At 45.6% G+C, this 1,675-nt stretch carries 2 protein-coding genes; both read left to right on the top strand.

What is annotated here, in order from left to right:
* Positions 1-1,105: HD-GYP domain-containing protein (locus GRP75_RS26255; RefSeq protein WP_237449207.1), on the top strand; the 1,105-nt coding region annotated here is incomplete at its 5' end.
* 160 nt (positions 1,106-1,265) lie between these two features.
* Positions 1,266-1,675: radical SAM protein (locus tag GRP75_RS26250; protein WP_337194274.1), on the top strand; the 410-nt coding region annotated here is incomplete at its 3' end.

Genomic DNA, 1,675 nt, shown 5'->3' with positions numbered 1-1,675 from the left:
GGTACCTGTTACATTATTGAGAGCCGGCATGAAGCTGGGCAAAAAAATATACAATGAAAACGGAATGGTGCTGCTCTCGGAAGGTGTTGAGCTTACTTCGCGATTGATTGAACGTCTAGGCCAAGTCGGTATTGGATATGTATACATTGAGGATGCTGTGACAGAAGATATCGTCATTCCTGAGATGATCCATGAACAGACAAGGGCCGCGGCGCTACAGGAAATCAAAAAGCAGTTTCAAGGGTTGTCATCCTACTCCGTAGATCATAAGCACAAATATTTTGGCAAGTCATTTTATAAGGTGATGGAATCCATTCTGGACGATATTGGAGGCCGTCAGGACACCATCATTATGTTGATGGATATCGGGGCCGCGGATCAGGATTTGTACCATCATTCTTTGAACGTATGTTTATATTCACTAGTACTTGGAATATCCAATGGCTACGATAATAACCAGCTCATGGAGCTGGGGATAGGTTCACTACTGCACGATATCGGTAAAATGAAAATTTCACCTCAAGTACTCTATAAGCCGGGTAAATTGACGGATGAGGAATATGAGCATATGAAAACACACACGGTGATCGGCTACAAGCTGCTCAAAGACGAGCCTGGAATTCCCTTGTTGTCGGCTCATTGTGCATTACAGCATCATGAGCGTATCGACGGTAGCGGATACCCACACGGTTGGAAAAAGGACCAGATCCACGAATATGCGAAATGGATCGGTCTGGCGGACTCGTACGACGCAATGACAGCAAGTCGGATATATAAACAGGCTTTGTTGCCTTATGAAGCGATGGAAGTGCTGTACGCCGGGGCAGGAACGTTATATGAGCAGCGAATGCTGGAAGCCTTTCGTGACTGTGTAGCTATTTACCCCCTGGGACTCTCTGTGGTACTCAACACGGGGGAAGAGGGGGTCGTGGTGCGTATACATCCCAAAATCCCGCAAAGACCCGTCATTCGCATTGTAAGGGACCGGGATGGGCAAGAAGTGAAGGCACCTTATGATGTCGATTTGTCCGTATCCCTCTCGGTTATGATTACAAACACATTGGGCGCTACTGCCGCCCCTTTCGGAGGAGTACACGTAGATTAGCAGATGATGTGGAAGAAAGCATGCAGACACTTTACACATCATGATATGATAATTATACGTCTTTTGAGGTTAATAACAGAAATAAGGTGAAAACATAATGACAGTTCTACAAAATAACACGCTACCCCAAATATCGCCAACCTAGGATCCGTGGGACCCGATTGTCTCACTGCGTACACATGGTCGTCATTTGCTAACGAGTGTGGAAATGACCGTAACGCATCTATGTAATATGCGCTGTGAGCATTGCGCTGTTGGCGACATGTTAGTTATGAAGGAGGCCCCTTTCCTACCGTTAGACCTAATGCTGAAGCGTCTGGATGAAGTCGAGCATCTGGAGACCATCAGTATTACAGGCGGGGAACCTGCTTTACTCGATAAAACAGTGGATGAAGTGATCGTTCCACTGCTGAAATATGCCAAGGAGCGCGGTATTCGCTCACAAATCAACTCCAATCTGACGTTAGATATTCGCAGATATGAGAAGATGCTTCCTTATCTGGATGTGATGCATATTTCGTTTAACTATTTGAATGCGGACGATTTTTATGAAGTGGGTTTTGCAAATAC

Source organism: Paenibacillus sp. OT2-17, assembly GCF_009827695.1.
In the GTDB taxonomy this organism is placed as follows: Bacteria; Bacillota; Bacilli; order Paenibacillales; family Paenibacillaceae; genus Paenibacillus; species Paenibacillus polymyxa_B.
Note: the sequence above shows the minus strand (reverse complement) of the source record. Positions and strands in the feature narration are given on the sequence as shown.